Origin of the sequence: Massilia scottii (genome assembly GCF_030846495.1) — a bacterium.
Lineage (GTDB): Bacteria > Pseudomonadota > Gammaproteobacteria > Burkholderiales > Burkholderiaceae_D > Telluria_A > Telluria_A violaceinigra.
Genome location: NZ_JAVCWM010000032.1, coordinates 14,504 through 31,229, shown reverse-complemented (window position 1 = coordinate 31,229; position 16,726 = coordinate 14,504). Strand labels below are relative to the sequence as shown.

General features: G+C 63.0%; 18 protein-coding genes. 11 read left to right on the top strand and 7 right to left on the bottom strand.

Going from position 1 to position 16,726, the window contains the following annotated elements; all coding sequences use genetic code 11:
* Positions 1–17: 17 nt before the first annotated feature.
* The 3 genes from RBA41_RS29075 to RBA41_RS29065 all read right to left on the bottom strand — a co-directional run bounded on the left by RBA41_RS29075 (position 18) and on the right by RBA41_RS29065 (position 2,233).
* A complete protein-coding gene (locus RBA41_RS29075; protein ID WP_306627856.1) occupies positions 18–794 on the bottom strand; it encodes a hypothetical protein in 777 nt (258 codons plus the stop codon).
* A gap of 254 nt (positions 795–1,048) precedes the next feature.
* A complete protein-coding gene (locus tag RBA41_RS29070; RefSeq protein WP_306627855.1) occupies positions 1,049–1,717 on the bottom strand; it encodes a hypothetical protein in 669 nt (222 codons plus the stop codon).
* Between the two features lie 93 nt (positions 1,718–1,810).
* Positions 1,811–2,233, bottom strand: a complete 423-nt coding sequence (locus tag RBA41_RS29065; protein ID WP_306627854.1) for a thioredoxin family protein — start codon at positions 2,231–2,233, stop codon at positions 1,811–1,813.
* A 117-nt stretch (positions 2,234–2,350) separates the two neighbouring features.
* Here RBA41_RS29065 and tsaB point away from each other — a divergent pair, with 117 nt between their 5' ends.
* The 4 genes from tsaB to RBA41_RS29045 are packed head-to-tail and all read left to right on the top strand — an operon-like array spanning position 2,351 to position 5,376.
* Positions 2,351–3,067: a tRNA (adenosine(37)-N6)-threonylcarbamoyltransferase complex dimerization subunit type 1 TsaB gene (gene tsaB, locus RBA41_RS29060; RefSeq protein ID WP_306627853.1), complete on the top strand. Its 717-nt coding sequence runs from the start codon at positions 2,351–2,353 to the stop codon at positions 3,065–3,067.
* On the top strand, positions 3,064–3,534 hold the full coding sequence (rimI, locus tag RBA41_RS29055; protein WP_306627852.1) for a ribosomal protein S18-alanine N-acetyltransferase: 471 nt from the start codon (positions 3,064–3,066) through the stop codon (positions 3,532–3,534). The genes tsaB and rimI overlap by 4 nt, the downstream gene beginning before the upstream one ends.
* Positions 3,531–4,433, top strand: coding sequence for a uracil-DNA glycosylase (locus tag RBA41_RS29050; protein WP_306627851.1), 903 nt, complete (start codon positions 3,531–3,533; stop codon positions 4,431–4,433). Before rimI ends, RBA41_RS29050 begins: the two co-directional genes overlap by 4 nt.
* Positions 4,417–5,376, top strand: coding sequence for a DUF1853 family protein (locus RBA41_RS29045; RefSeq protein WP_306627850.1), 960 nt, complete (start codon positions 4,417–4,419; stop codon positions 5,374–5,376). The genes RBA41_RS29050 and RBA41_RS29045 overlap by 17 nt, the downstream gene beginning before the upstream one ends.
* On the opposite strand, the gene lplT is transcribed toward RBA41_RS29045, so the two are convergent.
* On the bottom strand, positions 5,377–6,639 hold the full coding sequence (gene lplT / locus RBA41_RS29040; protein ID WP_306627849.1) for a lysophospholipid transporter LplT: 1,263 nt from the start codon (positions 6,637–6,639) through the stop codon (positions 5,377–5,379).
* A 127-nt stretch (positions 6,640–6,766) separates the two neighbouring features.
* Between lplT and alr the strand changes: the two genes are divergently transcribed.
* The 6 genes from alr to RBA41_RS29010 all read left to right on the top strand — a co-directional run bounded on the left by alr (position 6,767) and on the right by RBA41_RS29010 (position 13,706).
* Entirely contained in the window at positions 6,767–7,873 is a 1,107-nt protein-coding gene (gene alr, locus RBA41_RS29035) for an alanine racemase (protein WP_306627896.1), read from the top strand.
* Positions 7,866–9,242, top strand: coding sequence for a DNA repair protein RadA (gene radA / locus RBA41_RS29030; protein WP_306627848.1), 1,377 nt, complete (start codon positions 7,866–7,868; stop codon positions 9,240–9,242). The genes alr and radA overlap by 8 nt, the downstream gene beginning before the upstream one ends.
* A gap of 60 nt (positions 9,243–9,302) precedes the next feature.
* On the top strand, positions 9,303–9,623 hold the full coding sequence (locus tag RBA41_RS29025; protein ID WP_306627847.1) for a PilZ domain-containing protein: 321 nt from the start codon (positions 9,303–9,305) through the stop codon (positions 9,621–9,623).
* A gap of 192 nt (positions 9,624–9,815) precedes the next feature.
* Positions 9,816–11,183, top strand: coding sequence for a flagellar filament capping protein FliD (fliD, locus tag RBA41_RS29020; RefSeq protein ID WP_306627846.1), 1,368 nt, complete (start codon positions 9,816–9,818; stop codon positions 11,181–11,183).
* Positions 11,184–11,194: 11 nt separating this feature from the next.
* Positions 11,195–12,565: a glutamine synthetase family protein gene (locus RBA41_RS29015; RefSeq protein ID WP_306627845.1), complete on the top strand. Its 1,371-nt coding sequence runs from the start codon at positions 11,195–11,197 to the stop codon at positions 12,563–12,565.
* Between the two features lie 91 nt (positions 12,566–12,656).
* A complete protein-coding gene (locus RBA41_RS29010) occupies positions 12,657–13,706 on the top strand; it encodes a hypothetical protein (protein WP_306627844.1) in 1,050 nt (349 codons plus the stop codon).
* 64 nt (positions 13,707–13,770) lie between these two features.
* Here RBA41_RS29010 and RBA41_RS29005 read toward each other — a convergent pair whose 3' ends face one another.
* From RBA41_RS29005 to RBA41_RS28995, 3 genes are read right to left on the bottom strand one after another with little or no spacing between them, the layout of a single operon-like run.
* A complete protein-coding gene (locus RBA41_RS29005; RefSeq protein ID WP_306627843.1) occupies positions 13,771–14,370 on the bottom strand; it encodes a YdeI/OmpD-associated family protein in 600 nt (199 codons plus the stop codon).
* Positions 14,371–14,400: 30 nt separating this feature from the next.
* Positions 14,401–14,811 carry an SRPBCC family protein gene (locus RBA41_RS29000; RefSeq protein WP_306627842.1) on the bottom strand — a complete coding sequence of 137 codons (411 nt, stop codon included), beginning with the start codon at positions 14,809–14,811 and terminating at the stop codon, positions 14,401–14,403.
* Positions 14,808–15,134, bottom strand: a complete 327-nt coding sequence (locus RBA41_RS28995; RefSeq protein WP_306627841.1) for an ArsR/SmtB family transcription factor — start codon at positions 15,132–15,134, stop codon at positions 14,808–14,810. The genes RBA41_RS29000 and RBA41_RS28995 overlap by 4 nt, the downstream gene beginning before the upstream one ends.
* 391 nt (positions 15,135–15,525) lie before the next feature.
* Here RBA41_RS28995 and RBA41_RS28990 point away from each other — a divergent pair, with 391 nt between their 5' ends.
* On the top strand, positions 15,526–16,707 hold the full coding sequence (locus RBA41_RS28990) for a type II secretion system F family protein (RefSeq protein WP_306627840.1): 1,182 nt from the start codon (positions 15,526–15,528) through the stop codon (positions 16,705–16,707).
* The last annotated feature ends 19 nt before the right edge of the window (positions 16,708–16,726 follow it).

The window sequence follows — 16,726 nt, the reverse complement described above, 5'->3', positions numbered from 1 at the left end:
AGTCAGGTGGATGAAGCTCAGGTCGATTCTTGGTTGTCCGTAGTCTTCCTGGAACCGTTTTTGCGATCGTTCTTGAATTCCTTCTTAAAAATCAGGTAAGCGGGTGTCTTCATGATGTTGGCGAACTGCGGATCTTCATCGAGCGCCAGCTTGCGTGCGTCGGCGCGTACCAGCGTATCGAACAATTGCTGCTGGTATTTGTTTTTGGTCACAGTGTTGGCCTTGAGATACACCATGGCGCGCGTTTCGTAAAAATTGTCGAGCACCGCGGCGTCTTCGATCGGCGAGACGGTATCGAAGCACTGTTCGATCTGGGCGATGGCTTCTTCGTGCTGCGCGACCGTGGCGGCGACCGCGCTTTGTTCGTAGGCCAGCATGTTGTGGCAGGCGCGGCGCGCGGCGCGCACCACGTTGAACTCGGCCAGGTAGGGCCAGTCGTTGGGCGCGAGCACCTTGACGGTCTGGCGGCAGCTGGCCACCGCCGCTTCCTGCTCGCCCATTTCGTACAGGGCGAAGCGCTTGAAGTCGAGCACGTAGGCCCACTGCGACTTCTCGCCGTAATCCGGGTCGACCCGTTTCAGGGCTTTTTCGAGCTCCAGCACCTGTTCCCTGACGCTGGCGTAGCGCTTCTCGCTCATGGCTTTCTGGGCCGCCTTCATGCGGGCGTCGAAGTAGGCGTCGAAGTCGGCGTCGGCCTTGGCGTCCGGCTTGGCGGCCGCGGGCGCGCCGGCTGCCAGTGCGGGGCTGGCCAGGGCGGCGAGGAAGATCAGGCTGAGAAGTCGTTTAGTATTCATTCGGGCGCGGATTGATCCAATCCGGCAACGGTGTTGCGCGCCAGCGGGCTGTGGCCGGCGTCGTTCCCGATGTCGTTTTGGAAGAGTTTCAATAATTACACGAGGTCGACAGAATACCAGTAAATGCTGCTCTAAGGACAATATTCGCGCAAGTACAATGTGAGGCGGGGCGTGGATGAGGCCGGATGCGCCCTGCGGGCGTAAAAAATCCCCGGCTTGCGGGGATGCGGCAGGCGATTCGACTGGCGGACCGGCTAGTTGACATATTTCGCAGCGGCGAAGGCGAGGCCTGACAGGGCGATGGAGAGTCCTGCCAGCGCGATGCCAGTCCGGACGAACCATTTGAGCATGGTAGCCTCAAGTACCGCTATCGATACTTGCACCGCCGCTATCGATTCTTGCGTAGAGCTTTGCAACGCCGCTATCGATCCTTGCGTCGAGCTTTGCACCGCCCCTATCGATCCTTGCAGGGAGCCTTGCACCGCCGCTATCGATGCATGCACCGCCGCTATCGATTCTTGCGTCGAGCCTTTCAACGCCGTGATCGATTCTTGCAGCGAGCCTTGCACCGCCGCTATCGATACCTGCACCGCCGCTATCGATTCTTGTGTCGAGCCTTTCACCGCCGCAATCGATTCTTGCAGCGAACCTTGCACCGCCGCTATCGATACTTGCACCGCCGCGATCGATTCTTGCGTCGAGCCTTTCACCGCCGCTATTGATCCTTGCGTCGAGCTTTGCAACGCCGCGATCGATCCTTGCAGCAAGCTTTGCACCGCCGCCAGGTCTGCCTTGGTGGCGTAATTGGCGCGGATGACGGCAACATCCCGCTCAACGGTCTCAAGACGGTCGAGAATTTTTTCTGTCACCGACTCAAGTTTGACAATCCGGGCTTCCATGTGGTCCATCATCTGCGCTTTCAAAAAAGTTGTCAACCAAGCTATACTATGGTCGACTATCCCTCTTCCGGCGCTGTTGACTTGACTCAAACGAATGCATGTCGGTTCTTTTGTGGATCAGGTGCGCCGCAGCAGCGCGCGCAGGTTGCATTGCTGCTGCCACAGGCGGCGCTCGTCGCTGCTGCGCGCCTGGGCGGCCAGCTCGTCGTCCGACTGGGCCACCTGGGCCTGGATCAGCCGTTCGGCCAGGGCCGGATCGGGCAGCATGGTGCCGAAGAAGGTTACCATGTCATGGCGCTGGATCAGCAGGGTAGGGAAGTTGTCGACATCGAGGTCGCCCACCACCTCGGCCTGGTCTTCGATATCGATCCAGACAAAATGCTTGTCCGGGTGGCGCGCGGCCAGGCCGTCGAAGGCGGCGCGGTAGGACGCGCAGGTGCCGCACCACGCGGCGCACAGGCAGGCGACGATCCAACGGTCGCCACCCAGCGCTTGCGCGATGGTGTCGCGGTTGTCGGAGGTGAGTGTGTGGCTGTGCATGAGCGGCATTCTACCTCGCCCGGCGATGGCCTGCTTGGCGCATCGCCTTGGCGCGCCGCCTTGGCGCGCCGCCTTGGCGCGTTGCCTCGGCGGGGCTCGGTCAGGTTAAAATACTGCATGTCTATTATTCTCGCTATTGAAACCTCCTCCGAGATGGCGTCCTGCGCCTTGCTGCGCGGTGATACCGTCCTGTTCCGTGAATCGTCCGGCGTGCGCACCCACTCGCAATCGATCCTGCCGATGGTGCAGGAACTGCTGGCCGAAGCCGGCATCGTGCTCAAGGAGTGCAACGCCATCGCCTTCGGCGCCGGTCCCGGTTCGTTTACCGGCGTGCGCACCGCCTGCGGCATCGCCCAGGGCCTGGCCTATGGCGCCGGCTTGCCGGTGCTGCCCCTGATCACGCTGGAAGCGATGGCCGTGGCTTGCCGCCAGCTGCATGGCGCCCCCGATGTCGTGGCCGTGCTCGACGCCCGCATGGGCGAAGTTTACTGGGCCCAGTACCATTACGACGATGGCGCGGCGCGCTGGGACGTGCTGGCCGCGCCAACGCTGTGCGCGCCAGACGCCGTGGCGCCGCTGCCGGTGGCCGGTCCGCTGGCAGCCTGCGGCAACGGACTGGCGGCCTATCCGGACGCTTTCGGCGCGCACGCGTTTGCGCACGCCTATCCGGAGATCATGCCGCACGCCGCGCAGATGGCGCTGCTCGGACGCAGCGCGCTGGCTGCGGGCGCGGCAGTCAGCGCGGCCGAAGCCCAGCCGCTGTACCTGCGCAACAAGATCGCCTACACCAGCGCGGAACGCAGCGTGATCAACGCCGCCAAGGCTGCCGCATGAGTGCGGTGCGCGACGACGACTACCTGCACTACGCGCCGATGGTGATGGCCGACATCGACGATGTGTTCGAGCTCGAAAAGCAGGTCTACCCGCATCCCTGGACGCGCGGTAATTTCGCCGACTCGCTCGGCAGCGGCTACAACGCGTGGGTGCTGCGCGACCGCGAGGGCGTACTGCTCGGCTACTATCTGCTGATGGCGGTGGTGGACGAAGCGCATCTGCTCAACGTGGCCGTGGCCGCCGGGCGCCAGGGAGAAGGCTTGGGACGCTACCTGCTCGACAAGGTCGCCGCCTGCGCGCGCGGCCTGTCGATGGACTCGATCCTGCTCGAAGTGCGTCCGTCCAACCTGCGCGCGCTGGCCGTCTATGAAAAATATGGCTACGCCGAAATCGGCCGCCGCCGCGGCTATTATCCCGCCCATGACGGCAAGCGCGAGGATGCCATCGTGATGAGGTTCGTCTTATGAGTACCAGCGCACGCGACAACGCGTTTTTGCAGGAAATGGGCATCGGCCCGCTGTGGACCCTGCGCAATGCCCAGCCGGACGAGGCACTGCCCGACGCGCTGGCGGCACCCGCGCAGGAAGCTGCTTCCGAGGCTGCTCCCATGCCTGCCGCCGTGCCTACCGCTGTGCCTACCGCCGTGCCTACCGCCGTGACCATGCCCGCGCCGCCTGCGGTGGTGGCCAGGGCCGTGCCGCCCGCCGCCACGCCGGCAGCGAGTCCTGCCACCGATTCGGCCTGGGGCGAGGAGCCGCCCGGCCCGCCGCCGACCGAGGAGGACATCGCCGCCATGGACTGGGCCCAGCTCAGGAACGCCATCGCCAACTGCACCCGCTGCGGCCTGTGCAAGGGCGGGCGCAAACCGGTCTACGGCAACGGCGCGCAGCAGGCGCGCTGGTTCGTCGCCGCCGGCGCCTCGACCGCCTCCGACGAAAAGGAACGCCAGCCGGTGTCGGGCGAGCCGGGCAAGCTGCTGGCCAACATGCTGGCCGCGGTCGAGCTCTCGCGCGACAGTAATGTGTATGTAACTAACCTGATCAAATGCCGGCCCACCAGTGCCAACGGCGGCGACCGCGCCCCGAGCGCCGAGGAAGCGCTGGCCTGCCGTCCCTACCTGGACCGCGAACTGGCGCTGTCCGGCGCGCCGCTGGTGCTCACGCTCGGCCAGATCGCCGCCAACGCCTTGCAGGGTAAGCCATTGCAGGAAACGCTGGCCGGCTCGCGCGGGCAGGTGCACGAGGTGGGCGGGGTCAAGCTGGTGGCCACCCTGCATCCGGGCGAGCTGCTGCGGCGCGGCGCCGACAAGGCGCTGGCCTGGGCCGACCTGTGTCTGGCACGTGCGCACGATGGCCGGCCCGGCTGAGAACTACCAGGCCGGCTTCGAGCGCCGCTGGGGACAGCTGGCGCAGCCGCACGTGCGCGCGCTGGCCTGGCTGCTGCACGCGCCCGACCTGCTCGATCCGGCCGACCCGCACTGGGAAGGCAAGATCGCCAGCCTGGGCGCGCTGCCGGCGGCGGTCGACGAGTGGCTGCTGCGCCTGGACAGCAACCCCGCGCCCCTGCTGGAGGCGCTCGGTACGCGCAATTACACGCGCCTGGGCCTGTATGCCGAAAAGCTGATGGCCTTCTATTTCCAGGAACATGGCTTGCTGGTGGCGCACGGCCTGCAAGTGCGCGCCAGCCGCAACGATACCGTCGGCGAATTCGACTTCCTGCTCGACCATGGTGATGGCGGCCTGGAGCACATCGAGTTCGCCACCAAATTCTATCTGCTCGAAGGGGAAGCGGCGTCGCGCTTCGACACCTTTGTCGGCCCCAACCTGGCCGACAGCCTGGGCGCCAAGATGCGCAAGATTTTTGAGAGGCAACTGGCGCTGGGCACCCATCCGGCGGCCCAGGCCGTGCTGCCGCGTCCCGTGACGCGGGCGCGGGCGCTGGTGAAGGGATGGCTGTTCTATCCGGGCGGCGCGGGGCAGGCGATGGAGGGCATCTCCGGCCAGCACTGCCGCGGCTTCTGGTGCCCGCTCGACGACGTGGCCGCCCTGGCCCCGGACGCCTTTGTGATCTTGCCGCGCCTGCAATGGCTGGCGCCGTTCCGATCTTTGGACGATGCCGGTTTGCTGAGCCGCGAACAATTGCAGGCCACCCTGGCGGACAAGTTCGGCACGGTGCCGATGCCGGTGCTGGTGGCCAGCGTGCGCGCGGCCGCGGGCGGCCTGGTGGAAACGGGACGCGGTTTCATCGTCCCCAACGACTGGCGCGTGCGCGCCGCCTTCCGCCAGCAAATGATCAGGCAGCCTGCCTGATCAGTGCTTGTGCTCGCCGATCAGGGCGAGCGAATCGTGCTCGGCCTGATTCATCTTATGTTTTTTCATGATCAGGAACATGATGCCGGCCACCGACAGGCCGAAGCCGACGATCACGAAGTTCAAGTCCACATTGAGCGTGATCAGCATGGCGTAGATGGCCAGCATGGTCAGGATCGACAGGTTTTCATTGAAATTCTGCACGGCGATCGAGTGGCCGGCGCTCATCAGCACGTGGCCGCGGTGTTGCAGCAGCGCGTTCATCGGCACCACGAAGAAGCCCGACAGCACGCCGATCAGCAACAGCAGCGGGTAGGCGAGCATGACCGAATGGACCATGGTCATGCACATCACGACGATGCCCATGGCGATGCCGAGCGGGATCACGGTCAGCGACTTTTTCAGCGGAATCATCTTGGCCGATGCGGCGGCGCCCACGGCCACGCCGAGCGCGACGATGCCGATCAGGGTGGTCGCTTTGTCGAGCGGCATGTGCAGCGATTTCTCGGCCCACTTGAGCACGATGAACTGCAAGGTCGCGCCGGCGCCCCAGAACAGGGTCGTCACGGCCAATGAAATCTGGCCCAGCTTGTCTTTCCACAGCAGCGACGAGCAGTTGGCGAAGTCGGCGATGAGCCTGGCCGGGTTGCGCTCCTGGTGGGCATATTTGGCAAGGGTATCGGGAATGCGCAGGTTGAACAGGGTGGCCAGGATATACACGGCCACCACCACGCACAGCGCCGCTTCGGTGGTGGTGGTGATGCCGGTCTCGATCAGCGGCACATCGAAGCCGAGCATGAAGGCCGAGGCCTTGGCGCTGACCAGCGCGCCGCCCATGACGGTGCCGAGGATGATCGACATGACGGTCAGGCCCTCGATCCAGCCATTCGCCTCGACGAGTTTCTCTGGGGGCAACAATTCAGTCAGGATGCCGTATTTGGCCGGCGAATAGACTGCCGCGCCGAAGCCGACCACCGCGTAAGCGAGCAGCGGATGGACATGGAAGAAGATCAGCGCGCAGCCGAATACCTTGACCAGGTTCGCGATGAACATGACCTTGCCCTTGGGCATGGAGTCGGCGAAGGCGCCGACAAATGGCGCAAGGAGCACGTAAAAAAGGACGAAGGACAGCTTCAGCAAAGGCGTCAGGGAAGCTGGCGCGTTCATGGAGATCAGCAGGTCAATCGCCACGAAGAGCAGGGCGTTGTCCGCCAGCGACGAGAAAAACTGCGCCGCCATGATGGTGTAAAAACCACGATTCATTCGAGAAGTCTAAAAGCTAGTGTGGGTTGCTTTATACCATGAATGGCTGGGAAGCCAAAGAAATCGGCATGTCGTGACGGGCTGCGTCCGGTAAAATAGCAGCTTGCCAATCACTCCATTTCGCACCATGCCGCGCCCGCTTATCGCCACGATTCACCTTGATTCCATGCAGCATAACCTGATGCGGGCGCGCGACTGCGCACCGCACGCCAAAGTCTGGGCGGTCGTCAAGGCCAACGCCTACGGCCATGGGCTCGAGCGCGGCATGCGCGGCTTCGCCCACGCCGACGGCCTGGCCCTGATCGAAACCGAGAACGCGGTGCGCCTGCGTGAACTGGGCTGGACGCGCCCGATCCTCTTGCTGGAGGGGATTTTCGATGCCAGCGATGTCGACTTGCTGGTGCGCCACCAGCTCAACAGCGCCGTGCATACGGTCGAACAGATTGTCATGCTGGAACAAGCCACGCTGAGCGGCCCGATCGATGTGCATCTGAAGATGAATACCGGCATGAACCGGCTCGGTTTTCGGCCGGAAGCCTTTGCCGCCGCCCATGCGCGCCTGCGCGCCATTGCGCAAGTGCGCGAGATCACCCTGATGACCCACTTCGCCAATGCCGACGAGCTCGAACACCCGCGCCTGACCGTGCTCGAACAGGTGCGCCGCTTCTGCCTGGGCGCGGACGGCTTGCCGGGCCAGCGCAGCCTGTCGAACTCGGGCGGCGTGCTGCACCAGGCGTCCCTGTCGGCCGAATTGTCGAACGACTGGGTGCGTCCCGGCATCATGCTGTACGGCGGCACGCCAGGCGGGCGCAGCGCGGCCGCATTCGACCTGCATCCGACCATGACCCTGGCCAGCGAAATCATCGGCGTGCAAGACCTGGTCGCGGGCGACTCGGTCGGCTACGGCAGCGGCTTCCAGGCCGAATGGCCGATGACGGTCGGCATGGTTGCCTGCGGCTACGCCGACGGCTACCCGCGCCATGCCCCGCACGGCACGCCGGTCATGGTCGATGGCGTCCTCACCAAGCTGGTGGGCCGGGTGTCGATGGACATGATGGCGGTCGACCTGACCCATGTGCCGCACGCCGGCGTCGGCAGCAAGGTCGTCTTGTGGGGCGCCGGGCTGCCGATCGATACCGTGGCCAACGCCGCCGGCACCATCGGCTATGAATTAATGTGCGCGCTGGCGCCCCGCGTGCGCGTCGTGGAAGGCAATCTGGATTTCAATGGCTAAAGCTAAAACGCAATACACCTGCAGCGACTGCGGCGGGATCAGCAGCAAATGGACGGGGCAGTGCAGCGCCTGCCATCAGTGGAACACGATGGTCGAGACCGTGGTCGACACGCCCGGCGTGAACCGCCTGTCGCAAACCCAGCACAAAAGCCTGGCGCAGACCGCGCCGGTGCTGTCGCTGGCCGACATCGAGGCGGTCGACGTGCCGCGTTTCGGCACCGGGATCGAGGAATTCGACCGTGTGCTGGGCGGCGGCCTGGTCTCGGGTGGGGTGGTGCTGATCGGCGGCGACCCCGGCATCGGCAAATCGACCCTGCTGCTGCAGGCGCTGGCCAATATTTCACATATAAAGAGTACTCTATATGTGAGCGGCGAGGAGTCGGGTGCCCAGATCGCCCTGCGCGCGCGCCGGCTCGGTGTCGATGGCAAGGAACTTAAACTGCAGGCCGAGATCCAACTCGAGAAGATTCTCGGCACGCTGGCCGACCTGAAGCCTGAAGTGGCGGTGATCGATTCGATCCAGACCGTGTATTCCGACGCGCTCACCTCGGCGCCAGGTTCGGTGGCGCAGGTGCGCGAGTGCGCCGCGCAGCTCACGCGGGTGGCCAAGCAGACCGGCGTGACCATCATCCTGGTCGGGCACGTGACGAAAGAGGGCGCGCTGGCCGGTCCGCGCGTGCTGGAACACATTGTCGATACGGTGCTGTATTTCGAGGGCGATCCCCAGTCGAGCTTCCGGCTGGTGCGCGCCATCAAGAACCGGTTTGGGGCGGTGAACGAGCTGGGCGTGTTCGCCATGACCGAAAAAGGGCTGAAAGGGGTATCCAACCCGTCGGCGCTGTTTTTGTCGCAGCACGACAACCAGGTGCCGGGTTCGTGCGTGATGGTGACGCAGGAAGGTACGCGCCCTTTGCTGGTCGAAATCCAGGCGCTGGTCGATACCAGCCACCTGCCCAACGCGCGGCGCCTGTCGGTGGGGCTGGAACAGAACCGGCTGGCGATGCTGCTGGCGGTGCTGCACCGGCACGCGGGCATCGCCGCGTTCGACCAGGATGTCTTTATCAATGCGGTGGGCGGGGTCAAGATCACCGAACCGGCGGCCGACCTGGCGGTGCTGCTGGCGATTAACTCGTCGATGCGCAGCAAACCGCTGCCGCGCGGACTGGTGGTGTTCGGCGAAGTGGGGCTGGCGGGCGAAATCCGGCCGGCGCCGCGCGGCCAGGAGCGCTTGCGCGAAGCAGCCAAGCTGGGGTTCTCGATTGCGATGATTCCCAAGGCGAATGTGCCCAAGCAAAAAATCGAAGGCATGACGATTGTTGCCGTAGAACGTATCGATGAGGCATTTAACAAGCTGCGCGAGCTCGATTAGTTAACATCTGTTGCCATTTGGCACTATAATGTAAATATCAGGTATGTCAACGGGCACAACGTGTTTAACGAACAAAGACAGTCGCAAAGAAAAATATTGAAGGTCAAAGCCCATGTGGTGGTGGACGGCTTCGCGCCGGTCACGGTGCGCACGGTCGATATCAGTTCGAGCGGGATGTGCGTCATGTCGCCCGATCCGATCCAGGTGGGGGCCAATGCGCTGTTGCGCTTCGACCTGGTGGTGGACGGCAATGTGACCGCGATCGAGGTCCGTTCGCGGGCCTCGTACTGCATTCTCAGCCATGGCGACTTCAAGGTCGGGTTCAACTTCCTCAATCTGAGCTTGTCGGGGATGACGCAGCTGGCCAAGTTCATGCGCTGACACCGTCCTGCGCGGATCCATCGTTCCTGCCGCTGGCGCAGCCGGCGGATGCGCGGGGAGGGCGGTATGAAGTCAGCACAAGGTTCTTTCCCAGCGCCCTTGATTTGCCTCACGTTCCCGTCAAGAATTTGAACGCGGTGCCGGAGACGAGTGTGTTACCTTTACGTTAAACGTAAAAAAAGGTACATCATCATGGCGCTGCCCATCACTTCCAACAATGTCCTGAACGGGCTCAATTCGGGCAACGCCAGCTCCGCCGAGATGTACGGCCGCGTCAGCAAGACCTTGCTGGCGCAAAACGTCAGCATCCAGAAACTGACCGGCCAGCTCACGCGCGACCAGACCCGCCTGTCCGGCCTCGGCCAGCTGCAAAGCGCCCTGGCCAATTTCCAGTCGCTCACCCAGTCGCTGTCCGGCGCGGGCCTGCAGACGGGCGCCACGTCCTCCAGCCCCAACGTACTGACCGCGCTGACCATGACTGGCGCCAAGGTGGGCAGCTACGCCATCGACGTGCAGCAGCTGGCGCAGTCGCAAACCTTGCTCGCGCGCCCGCAAAAAGACAAAGACACGGTGATCGGCAGCGCCGCCGCGACCGCCATCAAGGTCGAATTCGGCAGCGAGTCCGGCAACGCGTTCACGCCTAACGGCAGCGTTCGTTCGATCACGATTGACAGCAGCAACAATACCCTGCAGGGCATGGCCGACGCCTTCAAGGCGGCGGGCATCGACGCCACCATCGTCAAAAGCAGCGCCGGCTACGCGCTCAAGCTCACCGGGCCGGAAGGCGCGGCCGGCAGCATGCGCATCAGCGCCGGCGGCGATGCGGCCGTCGAAAAACTGCTGGCATACAACCCGGCAGGTCTCAAAAACTTGACTGCGGGCAGTGCCGCCCAGGACGCCGTGCTCAACATCGACGGCAAGCGGATCACCAGTTCCAGCAACGTCATCACCGGCCAGATCGGCGGCACGGCGCTGGCGCTGACCGGCAAGGGCAGCTCCACAGTGGTCGTGGCGCAGGAAAATGGCGCCATCACCAAGAACATCGGCAACTTTATCGATGGCTTCAACAAGGTGTCGTCGACCTTGCAAACCCTGCAGCAGGGCGGCCTCAAATCCGACCCGGCGTTGCGCCAGGCGCAGGATCAATTGACCAGCATGATGCGCAGCAACAGCGCCGCGCTGGAAAAAGCCGGCATCACGCTCGATAAAAACGGCACGCTCAAGGTCGACGCCAAGGCGCTCGAAGCGGCGGTGCTGGCCGATCCTGGCGCGGTCAGCAAGCTGTTCACCGATGGCGGCAACGGCATTGCCGACAAGCTTGACGCGCAACTCGGCCAATTGCTCGGCGCCGGCAGTAGCATCAGCAAGGAAAAACTCACTATCGACCGCGGCATCGCCAACCTGGCGAGCCAGAAAACCACCCTGACCAACGCGCTGACGGCGCAGGCGACCAACCTGGTCGCGCGTTACACCGACATCAGCCAGGGTGGCGGCGCCAACAGCGCCTTGCCCGGCCTGCCGGGAGGTGGCGCCAAGTCGCTGTTCGACTTCATGGCTTAAGGAGATGTGGAATGGCAGTTCGCAAGAACTTTACTTATAGCGATATGGACCTGTGGCTCAATCAGCGGCAGGTCACCGAAATCGAGTGCCTGGTGCCGGACCTGACTGGCGTTGCGCGCGGCAAGATCCTTCCGCGTACCAAATTTACCGATGAACGCGGCATGCGCATGCCCGAAGCCGTGCTCGGCATGACCGTCACCGGTAATTATCCGACCAGCGACGTGGCGTACTTCCGCGCCATTTCCCAAACCGACCGCGACATGGTGCTGCGGCCCGATCCGTCCACCATCACCGTGGTGCCGTGGGCGCTCGACCCCACCGCCCAGGTCATCCACGACTGCTACTTTTCCGACGGCAGCCTGGTCGATTTCGCCCCGCGCAGCGTGTTGCGGCGCGTGCTCAAGCTGTACGCGGACAAGGGCTGGTCGCCCAGCGTGGGGCCGGAGCTGGAGTTCTACCTGACCGCCCGCAACAACGACCCGGACCTGCCGCTGCGTTCGCCGATCGGCCGCAGCGGACGGGCTGAAACCAGCCGCCAGATCTATAGCATCGATGCCGTGAACGAATTCGATCCGCTGTTCGAGGATATCTACGATTTCTGCGATCGCATGCAGCTCGATGTCGACACCCTGATCCACGAGATCGGCGCCGGCCAGTTCGGCATCGACCTGCTCTCATGCGAGCCCTTGACCATGGCCGACAATGTGTTCTTCTTCAAGCGCACCCTGCGCGAGGCGGCGCTCAAGCACAATATGTATGCCACCTTCATGGCCAAGCCGCTGGCCGACGAGCCGGGCTCGGCGATGCACGTGCACCAGGGCGTGACCGATAGCCGCACCGGCATGAATCTGTTCAGCACGCCGGAAGGGGCGCCGTCGCCCGCCTTTTATCACTACATCGGCGGGCTGCAGCGCTACATGCCGGCGGCGATGGCGCTCGCCGCGCCCTACGTCAATTCCTACCGGCGCATCGTGCGCCACACCACCGCACCGATCAATGTGCAATGGGGGCTGGATAACCGCACGGTCGGCTTCCGGGTGCCGGAGTCGACGCCGCAGGAGCGCAAGGTGGAAAACCGGGTAATCGGCGCCGATGCCAATCCTTACCTGGCGTTTGCCGTCACGCTGGCGTGCGGCTACCTTGGCATGATCGAAGAGGTCGAACCGAGCCCGATGACGGTCGGCAGTGCGCACGCGCTCGACTTCGAGTTGCCGCAGGGCTTGCCGCAAGCGCTGCACCTGCTGCGCGCCGAGGACAAGCTGCGCGAAGTGCTGGGCGAGCGCTTCGTCGATGTGTATGCGGCCATCAAGGACCAGGAACACCTCGAATTCATGACCGTGATCAGTCCCTGGGAACGCGAGCACTTGTTGTTGCACGTGTAGGGCAGTGGCGTGGCTGTTCAGAACAATATGCCAAGTGCGGACACCAGCCCGTCCTTGACCCATTTCAAAACGCTACCTCCGGAGAGCCCTGATGCCGAGTCCGGAACATGAGTTCATCGTATCTGAATTGCACAATTCGCTTGCGCGTCATGCTGGCAGCGCGCTTTTCGGTATTGCAGAAGCAGAGCGCAAGAAGTTCGACTACGGATGTCTCTTGCACAGGGACCTGTCGAGGCCACTCGTTGCGCAAGTCCTGTGGGCACACCCGGAAGGTATCGACAAGGATCTACGCACGCTCATTCATGATGATGAAGCCATTCTCAAGCTGTACCTGGTGCGGCACAGCGCAAGGAATCTCATGCGATTTGATGAAGTCGTTCAGTCATATCGCCGTGACACGACACTGTCGCGTAAGCTTGCCGGGCTGAGGCATATACCAATTCCCGCGGACTTTGATGCGGACCAGGCGAGTCACCGCGCATGGCTTTCGGACCATTTGGACGCGCGTCTCCAAAGCGATGTCTTGTTCGGTATCGTGTTCGGGCGCCTGACCGCGCGTGACTTCGCGACCTTTCACCGGCACGGAGGACCGATCGGACTAAAGGTTGCAATACTTGACGCCATTTCCAGTCACGGGCTTGTCACTCATTCAGAGCTCAAGGAACGCATCAACTACGGCACGACCGGTCCCATCCGGGAGGTAATCGCCATGTTGACCGGAGCCGGCTTCATCGCGCCACTCGGTGCTTCCGTACTCTGCATGCCGACTCCCAAGGGCCGCTCACTTCTCGATGTGATTCGGAAGCTTTACTTTGAGTGGTCGCAACAAGAAGGCTGGAGCTCGGAAACTGCGCTGCTGCTTCGCGCACTGGGCATGACGGAGCTGGCCTTTCCCAAATTACTCAAGCCAACGGCGGAAAGCGCCGGTTTCGTCGAGCAACTACTTGTCAGCTGTGTTTACAGTGAAAAGGAATTCAACGCGCGCCTTCTCGCAGGCATTGATGCCGGCAATCCAAGGTTCTACGCCGATTTCCCTTGCGATTACTTCCTGCAGCGGTTTGCAGGCACACCCCACACGAACGAGAACATGTTTGACGACCCGGACGCTTTGTTTTTTCCAAGAAAAACAAACAAAACCTGAGGGCGGTAACGCTTGATTGCGCTGAAAAATACATCGGAATACAGGCTCGTGGCGAGCGCGTCGCTTACCGGTCGTTGAGTCCAATGCCATCGAGAATCAGCGGTATGCAGTTTTCCACTCTTGACGCTCGGGTTTTCGACTGCTTGGCGCCGGAAAAATGAAGCAGGTAGGCGCGCTGGCGGCCGGGTGTCAATGCCTCGAAGGCACTCCTGAGCGCGGGTAGCTGTGCCAGCCTGGCCTGGAACTCTTCGGGCAACGCAAATTCGGCCGTCTCCCTGAAGGCGACTTTCAGGCCCGCGCGTTCCACCTCGATTGCCTCCAGGAGGTAGGCGTTCAAGGCCGCGCGCTGCCGCTTGATCTGCGCAAGGCTGGTGAACCTGGCCTGACGCGCGGACTGCACGTTCTCCGTCTGCATGACCAGGATGCCCTTGGGATCCTTGAGCAACGCGCCCTTGAAGAACAAAACGGCACAGTACTCCTTGAAGCCATGAATGAGGACGATGTTCTTGCCCTCGTACGAGTAGCAGGGCTGGCCCCACTTCAATTCTTCCGTCAGGCCGCAGTTGAGCGCGATCGATCGCAGTAGCGCGAACTCGTCGCCCCAGCTCGTCGTTCGTTGCAGCATCGCGTCGACCTTGGGATTGGTGCTGGTCACTTGATTCATCGCCGAATTGCTCCTCATCTCCCCGATCACTTAATCTTCCCTGGACAGCACATTCTCCAGTTCCGCCATGAATGTCGTCCAGCCAGTTTGCGCACCGCGGTAGGCCTGCTCCTGCTCCGGACGAAAGCCGGTCTGTTCCATCCGCAGGTGCGTTCCGGTGCTCGTGGGGCAAAGCGTCCAGGTCACCACGCTCTCCAGTCCCATGGCGGACCAGGTGTACGACAGGGAACTGTTTGGTTCGATCACCACGACTTCGCACGCCACCGAGCCCCAGTCCGCGTTGAAGCTGAAGCGGTGACCGGGCACGGGTGCGAAATCGCTCTTCATCAGCCAGGCCTCGATCAGGTGCGGCTGGGTGAGCGCGCGCCAGATCTTCTCGGCTGGATGCGGAAAGTCGCGTTCAACGATAACGGTGCGGGTATGGGGCGAAGCGTCGTTCATTGGTCCATCCTTTTCAAGAGGTCTTCCAGGGAGTCGAAGCGGCTTTCCCAGAAAGCAGTCATCTGGGCCGTCCAGTCCAGCAGGGGAGCAAGTGAGCGCGGCTGTGCACTGAAGTGCGTTTGCCGCCCTTCGTGCCGGTCGCGGACCAGGCCCGCTTCTTTCAGGTTCTTCAGGTGCTTCGACACGGCCGGCTGCGATATCCCGGCCTGCGCCGTCAGTGCACCCACGGTCAGCTCGCCGTCCCGGCACAGCCTCTCGAAGAGGGCTCTGCGGGTTGGATCCGCAAGCGTTCTGAACAGCACCTCACTAAGGTCGTTTTGCATGTGAAACCCATAGCTGGTTGGTTATGGATTTAATTATAGCCAGCCGGTTATGAATCAGTCAAGCGCATCTGCGCCGTGTTGCAACGCTGTGACGCCTAAGCTTCTGGCAGTGTTCATCTGGCACGAGAATAGACGATTTTGCAATGAAAAATTGCGGAAGTCGTGTCTTTAAAGTCACATATCCAAATGATATTAACAGTAGTAGAATGCGAATTGGTCAGGCCGAAAACTAACTGGTATGACCGATGATGTGCAAGTGGGCGGGCACCTTCGCCGAGTGGCAAACCACCGCTTGTTCGAACGGGAATTTTTGAGAGCAGGGGCAGCATGAATTCACTTCCACGCCGGCAGTTGCGCGGCCTTGTCGCCGGCGTCACGCGCTGATCCGCCCGTGCGCTTCGCGATTCGTGCTGTAGGACCCGACAACCGGGTCCAGATGCTGGAACTCGATGCCAGCGACGCCATCGCGGCATCGCGGGCCGCCGTCGAACGGCGCCTGACCGTTCTCGAAGTGCGGCCGGTGGCGGTAAGCGTCCAGCGCCGCGGCAAAACCTTTTCCCTCGTGCTGTTCACCCAGGAGCTGCTTGCGCTGCTCGAAGCGGGGCTGGGCCTGGTCGAAAGCCTGGAAGCGCTCAGCGAAAAAGAATCCCACACCGATACCGGCGCGCTGCTGGCCCGCCTGCTGGCGCGCATGCGCGACGGCTTGCGTTTTTCGGTGGCGATTGCGGCCGAACCGGCATCGTTCCCGCCGCTGTTCGGCGGCATCGTCAAGGCGGCCGAGCGCACCAGCGACCTGCCGCAGGCGCTGACCCGCTACATCGAATACCAGGTGCGCGTCGATGGCGTGCGTAACCGCCTGGTCAGCGCCTCGATCTATCCGGTGATCCTGCTCACCGTCGGCAGTGCCGTCAGCATGTTCCTGCTCGGGTACGTGGTGCCCAAGTTCTCCGCCGTCTACCAGGGCAGCGGGCGCGAACTGCCGATGCTGTCGCAGTGGCTGATCAAGTGGGGCGCCGCGGTCGCCGGCCATGGCATGGCGATCATGCTGGCCATGGCCGGCATCGGTGCGGCGCTGTTCTTCTGGCTGCGCCGCATGCACCGCTCGGGCCAACTGATGCAGATGTTCACCCGCCTGCCGGGCGTCAGGCAGCGCATGCACATCCTGGAACTGGCGCGCCTGTACCTTACCCTCGGCATGCTGCTCGAGGGCGGCATCGCCGTGGTGTCGGCGCTGGACATGGTCAGCGGCGCCATATCGCCGGGACGGCGCGCGGCACTGGCGGCCGCGCGCCACGCCATCGCACAAGGCGGCAGTTTTTCCGAGTCGCTCGAACAGAACGGCCTGACCACGCCTATCGCGCTGCGCATGCTGCGGGTGGGCGAGCGCTCCGGCCAACTGGGGCTGATGCTCACGCGCGCCGCGCTGTTCTACGACGCCGAGACCACGCTGTGGATCGAGAAATTCAGCAAGACCTTCGAGCCGGTGCTGATGGCGGCGATTGGCGTCGTCATCGGCGCCATCGTGGTGCTGCTGTATATGCCGATCTTCGACCTGGCGGGTACCCTGCAATGAACCCGATGGAGATGGCGCC

Bases quoted from the DNA above. Each gene is read 5' to 3' on its own strand.
- RBA41_RS29050 (WP_306627851.1), top strand. From the start codon at position 3,531: ATGAGTACCAGCGCACGCGACAACGCGTTTTTGCAGGAAATGGGCATC.
- RBA41_RS29065 (WP_306627854.1), bottom strand. From the start codon at position 2,233: ATGCACAGCCACACACTCACCTCCGACAACCGCGACACCATCGCGCAA.
- RBA41_RS29000 (WP_306627842.1), bottom strand. From the start codon at position 14,811: ATGAACGACGCTTCGCCCCATACCCGCACCGTTATCGTTGAACGCGAC.
- tsaB (WP_306627853.1), top strand. From the start codon at position 2,351: ATGTCTATTATTCTCGCTATTGAAACCTCCTCCGAGATGGCGTCCTGC.
- lplT (WP_306627849.1), bottom strand. From the start codon at position 6,639: ATGAATCGTGGTTTTTACACCATCATGGCGGCGCAGTTTTTCTCGTCG.
- RBA41_RS29045 (WP_306627850.1), top strand. From the start codon at position 4,417: ATGGCCGGCCCGGCTGAGAACTACCAGGCCGGCTTCGAGCGCCGCTGG.
- fliD (WP_306627846.1), top strand. From the start codon at position 9,816: ATGGCGCTGCCCATCACTTCCAACAATGTCCTGAACGGGCTCAATTCG.
- RBA41_RS29075 (WP_306627856.1), bottom strand. From the start codon at position 794: ATGAATACTAAACGACTTCTCAGCCTGATCTTCCTCGCCGCCCTGGCC.
- RBA41_RS29015 (WP_306627845.1), top strand. From the start codon at position 11,195: ATGGCAGTTCGCAAGAACTTTACTTATAGCGATATGGACCTGTGGCTC.
- radA (WP_306627848.1), top strand. From the start codon at position 7,866: ATGGCTAAAGCTAAAACGCAATACACCTGCAGCGACTGCGGCGGGATC.
- alr (WP_306627896.1), top strand. From the start codon at position 6,767: ATGCCGCGCCCGCTTATCGCCACGATTCACCTTGATTCCATGCAGCAT.
- RBA41_RS29005 (WP_306627843.1), bottom strand. From the start codon at position 14,370: ATGAATCAAGTGACCAGCACCAATCCCAAGGTCGACGCGATGCTGCAA.
- RBA41_RS29010 (WP_306627844.1), top strand. From the start codon at position 12,657: ATGCCGAGTCCGGAACATGAGTTCATCGTATCTGAATTGCACAATTCG.
- rimI (WP_306627852.1), top strand. From the start codon at position 3,064: ATGAGTGCGGTGCGCGACGACGACTACCTGCACTACGCGCCGATGGTG.
- RBA41_RS28995 (WP_306627841.1), bottom strand. From the start codon at position 15,134: ATGCAAAACGACCTTAGTGAGGTGCTGTTCAGAACGCTTGCGGATCCA.